The organism is Bacillus sp. S4 (assembly GCF_040838205.1).
GTDB lineage: Bacteria > Bacillota > Bacilli > Bacillales > Bacillaceae_G > Bacillus_A > Bacillus_A cereus_U.
This window is the reverse complement of sequence record NZ_JBFPJI010000193.1, coordinates 1-6,379: the sequence shown is the minus strand read 5'-3', so window position 1 is coordinate 6,379 and position 6,379 is coordinate 1. Positions and strand designations below refer to the sequence as shown.

Below are 6,379 nucleotides of genomic sequence, written 5' to 3'. Positions count from 1 at the left end.
GTATTAAAGACATCTATAAAGTATTTGATAAGATAGAGAAGATTTACGCACCGCAAAAACATAAAGAAGAACAAAAAGAGATTGAAAGAGCTACAGGTAAATTAAGAGAAACATTCGGTGAAATAGAGAAGTTATTCAACGATAAAGGTTTCAGCTTAGAGACTGATAAGGAAATTTTAGATAAAGCAAATACAAAACTAGAGGAAGCAAAACGTATTTGGAAACCTACATTCGATAAGTTAAGATCCGAAGTAAGCGGTGGTACAACTACAGATAAACCTTCCAGTACAACAAGTAGTTCTAGTGGTTCTATATCAGCAAACCCAACTACTGGTAGTCAGGCTCAGACAGATAAAAGTCAAGCTAAAACTGGCGTATTCGTAGGTACAATTGGTACATCTGAAGAGTTAGGAATTAGTTATGGAAACATGCAAAAGAACATAAAAGACGGTACTGAAATTATTGGTAATTGGGGTATTGATTACGGTAGTGGCGTAAAAACTACGTTAGTACTAAAAGGTGATAAGACATTTGAGTCTTATACGAATGGTTCTTATCCGAATAAGGATAACTACTTAACAGGAACATATACAGTAGATGTTCCGTCATTCCAGTTAGCCTTAAAAATAACAAAAGCAGTTAAAGACGGTCAAGAAGTGAAGCTAACAAATGACAGTGTAATGTATAAACTACAAAACTACGATGGTAATACATTACAAATTTATCACATGGACGATAACGTTCGTATTCGATATGTAAAACAATAAATAATTAGAAAAAAACTCTGTAAAAAATTTTACAGAGTTTTTTTATTGTGTAGCTTTGAAAGAAAGTTTGATCAAAATAAAGGCTTTTTGTTACATTACGGCTTACGTATTATTTACGCGGGCATGGGATTCCTTTTATGCAGATTAACGAGAATAGAGCAGGGGGGTCATTATGTTTGTCACTTTGAGTGATGACCTTGTGTGATTATTATTTGTGTAGATCTTCGTAACTTTTATGTAATTGTTTCATATATTAAAAAAAGACTCGATTCGCGGTATATAAAGTGGGCTGTAGTAGGAGAAGTACCTTCAAAAGTGCTATGGATGAAAAGATGATTAGGTTGTACGAAATATGAAAATGTACGGACATAATGATTGTAAATCCAATTATGTAACAAGTTTAGCCTTACAAAACGTTGCACTGACGAATTTTTCATGGATATGACCGCAAGTATGTGTATAATTACTGGTAATCTTATAGGTTTTCTTTGAAAAGCGAACGAGAAATATATGGTTTTCTGTATCTGACGTTTGAAAAAACTATGGTAAAGGGGAGAGAGCGAGTTTTTATAAGGTATGTCCTTTAAGAAAAACTATTTTTAGAGAGCTTATTCAAATCTTAAGGATTCTTAAGGATGTCACTCTAGTTTCTTCAGGTTTGAATTTTAAACTATAGTAGTAAATTCAAACTATTGGAGTGATTAAATATGAAGCCTCTGTCTTTTTTATCTCAATATATAACGAATCCAAGAAACGTTGGTGCAGTACTTCCAAGTTCAAAGTTTCTTGCAGATAAAATGGTGGAAAGCATCAATTTTAAGGAAGCTAAATATATTGTTGAATATGGGCCAGGTACGGGTGTATTCACGAATAAATTGCTTGAAAAACGAAGTTCGAATACTACTCTTTTATTAGTGGAAAATAATAAAGAGTTTTATTTATTATTGAAAGAAAAATATAAAAAAGAGAAAAATGTATTCATTGTATTAGGGTCTGCGGAAAATATTGACGAGTATCTACAGGGCTATTGCATTCCTTATGCAGACTATATTGTTTCTGGTCTTCCTTTTTCTAGTTTACCCCCAAATGTTTCAAAAAAAATATTATTAACTACCACCAAAATTTTAAAGGAAGGTGGGAATTTTATTACCTTTCAATATACTAAATTTAAAAAGAATTTTCTTAATCAGTTTTTTAATAGAATAGATGTGAAAAGGGAACTTAGAAATGTACCACCAGCTTATATCTTTAACTGTTCAATCCCAAAAAATAGTGGGAAATAAGAGGGAAACGGCAAGGTTATGGTTCTTTCTATTCCATAAATCTGTGGCGATTTTCCTTATAAAACCTGTATTTAATCTCGTTTATTGATGAAATCTTTGTAAGTGGTAATTTTATATTCAAGCATCTCATCCGCAGCTTTTAACGTTCTAATTTGTTCCTTAATAGAGTGTTTATGTTCTTCTAAAAGATTTAAACGCTCTGTCGTGGTATGTTCTCCTTCCAAAGCTAATGCAGCATACTTCTTTATTTTCGCAATTGGCATTTGTGTTTCTTTTAACTTGATAACAAATTGCAGCCATTTAATATGTGAATCGTTATATCGTCTGTCTCCGTTAATGTTACGAACAGGAATTATAATTTTTTCTTTTTCGTAATACCGTAATGTATATGTACTTATCTCTAACATTTTAGCCACTTCACCAATAGTGTACATAAGAAACCTCCATATAAATTTTTCTTGACTTAGAGTTTACTCTAATCATTATAATCAACTCATAGTTCGTTTACAATTAAATCAATTGGATAAAATTCAGGAGGGATTTATATGAAATATACAGTTATTACAGGGGCTAGCTCAGGAATTGGATATGAAACCGCTCTTGCTTTTGCGACTCGTGGAAAAAACTTAATTATAGCAGCACGCAGAACGGAGGAATTAGGAAAGTTAAAGTCAAAAGTGGCTGAAATTAATCCAGACCTGGATGTTGTCATTCGAACCGTTGACTTATCTGTTACTGCAAATGTTTATGAATTCTATGAAAGTCTTCAGGTTTATCAAATCGACACCTGGATTAATAATGCTGGATTTGGAAACTTTGCTTCCATTGGGGAGCAAAAGTTAAATAAAATTGAGACGATGCTTCACTTGAATATTGAGGCTTTAACCGTTCTGTCCTCTCTTTATGTACGTGATTATGCAGATGTTGAAGGAACTCAAATTATCAATATATCTTCAGGAGGAGGATATAGGATTGTGGCCGATGCTGTGACTTACTGCGCGACAAAGTTCTATGTAAGTGCCTTTACAGAAGGTCTAGCACAAGAATTAAAAGAAAAAGGAGCGGCAATGCAAGCAAAAGTGTTGGCTCCTGCTGCTACAGAGACCGAATTTGCAAAACGGTCTTATGATGTTGATAATTTTGAATATGATAATGTTGTTCCTAAGTTCCATACAGCTGAACAAATGGCCGGTTTCTTACTCAATTTATATGATAGTGAGAAGGTGGTAGGAATTGTGAATGGAGAAACGTATGACTTTGAATTAAGAGATCCAATGTATCCATATGTGATGAGTATAAGAAACTAGTTTTGGAAAATCTGAACATAACAAAAAACTGATAGTTCCTTAAGGGACTATTTAAACAAAAATCACCGATTTCCTGTACGTAAAGAAGTTGGTGATTTTTTTGTCGTAATGGTCGTGAAATTGAACATACACACTGTTTACATATTACAGAGGTGGCTACTTATATAAAAATTAAATAACAGTAGTTGATATTCATCCATTAAATAAGACGATTATATGTACTGATGTTTTTCGTAATAAGAGAATGTTTAAGTTTGGTGATGTAATTGAAGTGAATTAGAGGGGGAATAAAAATAATTATCTCTTCCTAACTTAATTATATCATGTAAATCACGTTCAAAATAGACTGTTTATTCTCATTTACTACTGCTACAATCAATAGCACATGAACAGTAAGGAGAGATGTTAAATGAGTTCTTTCGTTCTCGATTTTCAGGAAATAGAAAAAACACAGCTTTCGCTCGTTGGCGGAAAAGGATTGAATTTAGGGGAATTATCAAATATTCAAGGGATACAAGTGCCAGAAGGGTTTTGTGTTACAACGATAGGGTATGAAAAAGCCATCGAACAAAATGAAGCGTTTCAAGCTTTGTTGAGTCAATTAGCAATGTTAAAAATTGAAGACCGGGCTCAAATTGCTGAAATCAGTAAGAAGATTAGAGAAACCATTATGGAAGTAGAAATCCCTTCTGATGTAGTGGAAGCGGTGGCTCATTATCTCTCTCGTTTTGGAAATGAACATGCTTATGCAGTGCGTTCTAGCGCTACTGCTGAAGATTTACCATATGCCTCATTTGCTGGTCAACAAGATACGTATTTAAATATCATCGGAAAAGAAGCAATCTTGCAGCATGTAAGAAAGTGCTGGGCTTCTTTATTTACAGATCGAGCAGTCATTTACCGCATGCAAAATGGTTTTGAACATAGCCAAGTTTCTATATGTGTTGTCGTTCAAAGAATGGTTTTCCCGCAGGCTTCGGGAATTTTATTTACTGCTGACCCGATTACTTGTAACCGAAAGGTGTTATCGATCGATGCCAGTTTTGGACTTGGCGAGGCATTAGTATCAGGACTGGTCTCTGCTGATAATTATAAAGTAAAAGAAGGCGAAATCGCCGAGAAGATGATCGCAACTAAAAAATTGGCTATCTATGCCTTAAAAGAGGGCGGAACAGAGACGAAACAAATCAATCTCGCTCAGCAAAAGATTCAAACGCTTACGGAACAACAAATATTACAACTAGCACAGATTGGAAGACAGATCGAAGCTTATTTTGGCTGCCCACAAGATATTGAATGGTGTTTAGTTAATGACACATTTTATATTGTTCAAAGCAGGCCGATAACGACTTTATATCCAATTCCAGAAGCAAATGATCAGGAAAATCATGTGTATGTATCGGTTGGTCACCAACAAATGATGACCGATCCTTTGAAGCCGTTAGGAATGTCTTTATTCCAGTTAACATCCTTTGGACCGAGGTTTCAAGCTGGAGGAAGGCTGTTTGTTGATGTTGCACAAAGACTGGCGTCGCCTGCTAGTAGAGAATTTTTATTAAATACAATAGGGAACTCGGAGCCGCTTATTAAAGATGCATTAACGACTGTAATAGAGCGAGATAATTTTATCAAATTGTTACCGGATGATGAAAAAGAAAAGGGTCTTGGTAAAAGTATGCCACCTGCAAGTTCACAACCACAAATCGAAAGCGATCCGGCAATCGTTATGGATTTAATAAAGAATAGTCAAGTATCGATCGAAGAGTTAAAACAAAACATTCAAACGAAATCAGGGCTGGATGTACTTGATTTTATTTTAGAAGATATCCAGCAATTAAAGAAAATATTATTTCACCCGCAAAGTATGGCTGTCCTTATGGCAGGTATGAATGCTTCATCATGGATCAATGAAAAGATGGAGCAATGGCTAGGTGAAAAAAACGTAGCAGACACACTTTCACAATCTGTACAAAACAATATTACGTCGGAAATGGGTCTAGCATTACTCGATGTTGCAGATGTGATTCGGCCATATCCAGAAGTCATTGCGTATTTACAGCATATAGAAGATGACAGTTTTTTAGATGAGCTAGTTAAGTTTGAAGGCGGGGATAAAGCACAAGATGCAATCTATGCTTTTCTGAATAAATACGGAATGAGATGCAGCGGAGAAATCGATATCACAAAAACGCGCTGGAGTGAAAAGCCAACTACAATTATCCCGATGATTTTAAATAACATAAGAGATTTTGAAATTGGTGCTGGTAAAAGGAAATTTGAAGCAGGGCTGCAGGAAGCTTTGAAAAAAGAAGAAGAGTTGTTAGAGCGATTGCAGCACTTGCCGGATGGTAAACAAAAAATAGAAGAGACGAAGCGAATGATTCGTAACATCCGGAATTTTATCGGTTATCGTGAATATCCAAAGTACGGCATGATTAATCGCTATTTCATATATAAGCAGGCAATATTAATAGAAGCCGAGCAACTCGTGCAAAATAGTGTTATTCATGAAATAGAAGATATATACTATCTAACTTTTGAAGAGCTTCACGAAGTTGTTTGTACAAATAAACTAGATTACAAAGTCATCAATAATCGGAAAAATGAGCACAAATTATATGAAAAACTAACGCCTCCGCGTGTTATTACGTCTGATGGTGAAATCATTACAGGCAAGTACAAACGAGAAAACCTTCCGGCCGAAGCAATTGTAGGTCTACCTGTTTCTTCAGGAGTTATAGAGGGGAGAGCTCGCGTTATTTTAAACATGGAAGATGCGAATTTAGAAGATGGAGATATATTAGTTACCGCATTTACTGATCCTGGCTGGACACCATTGTTTGTATCTATAAAAGGGTTAGTCACCGAAGTTGGCGGACTCATGACACATGGAGCAGTTATTGCACGTGAATATGGATTACCAGCAGTCGTCGGAGTAGAGAATGCTACAAAACTAATAAAAGACGGGCAACGAATTCGGGTACATGGAACAGAAGGGTATATTGAGATACTGTAGTTGTAT

General features: G+C 35.1%; 5 protein-coding genes and 1 pseudogene. 5 read left to right on the top strand and 1 reads right to left on the bottom strand.

Features of this window, described 5'->3' with window-relative positions; genetic code table 11:
• The coding region (locus AB3X48_RS15945) for a DUF3994 domain-containing protein (RefSeq protein WP_367959725.1) at positions 1 to 767 on the top strand (767 nt) is incomplete at its 5' end.
• Between the two features lie 707 nt (positions 768 to 1,474).
• A complete protein-coding gene (locus AB3X48_RS15930; RefSeq protein WP_016105329.1) occupies positions 1,475 to 2,050 on the top strand; it encodes a class I SAM-dependent methyltransferase in 576 nt (191 codons plus the stop codon).
• A gap of 71 nt (positions 2,051 to 2,121) precedes the next feature.
• Here AB3X48_RS15930 and AB3X48_RS15925 read toward each other — a convergent pair whose 3' ends face one another.
• Complete coding sequence (locus AB3X48_RS15925; protein WP_002110648.1) at positions 2,122 to 2,484, bottom strand: MerR family transcriptional regulator; 363 nt, start codon at positions 2,482 to 2,484, stop codon at positions 2,122 to 2,124.
• A gap of 111 nt (positions 2,485 to 2,595) precedes the next feature.
• On the opposite strand from AB3X48_RS15925, the gene AB3X48_RS15920 reads away from it, so the two are divergent.
• The 3 genes and pseudogenes from AB3X48_RS15920 to ppsA all read left to right on the top strand — a co-directional run bounded on the left by AB3X48_RS15920 (position 2,596) and on the right by ppsA (position 6,373).
• The gene (locus tag AB3X48_RS15920) at positions 2,596 to 3,357 is read left to right on the top strand and encodes an SDR family NAD(P)-dependent oxidoreductase (RefSeq protein ID WP_002110647.1); all 762 of its coding nucleotides are present in this window, start codon (positions 2,596 to 2,598) and stop codon (positions 3,355 to 3,357) included.
• A gap of 133 nt (positions 3,358 to 3,490) precedes the next feature.
• Positions 3,491 to 3,637 (top strand): annotated as a pseudogene (locus tag AB3X48_RS15915) (YolD-like family protein); the annotation flags it as partial.
• A gap of 129 nt (positions 3,638 to 3,766) precedes the next feature.
• Entirely contained in the window at positions 3,767 to 6,373 is a 2,607-nt protein-coding gene (gene ppsA / locus AB3X48_RS15910) for a phosphoenolpyruvate synthase (RefSeq protein ID WP_088099209.1), read from the top strand.
• Positions 6,374 to 6,379 lie beyond the last annotated feature (6 nt).

Excerpts from the sequence above, each read along its gene's own strand:
- AB3X48_RS15930 (WP_016105329.1), top strand. The coding sequence starts at position 1,475 with ATGAAGCCTCTGTCTTTTTTATCTCAATATATAACGAATCCAAGAAAC.
- AB3X48_RS15925 (WP_002110648.1), bottom strand. The coding sequence starts at position 2,484 with ATGTACACTATTGGTGAAGTGGCTAAAATGTTAGAGATAAGTACATAT.
- AB3X48_RS15920 (WP_002110647.1), top strand. The coding sequence starts at position 2,596 with ATGAAATATACAGTTATTACAGGGGCTAGCTCAGGAATTGGATATGAA.
- ppsA (WP_088099209.1), top strand. The coding sequence starts at position 3,767 with ATGAGTTCTTTCGTTCTCGATTTTCAGGAAATAGAAAAAACACAGCTT.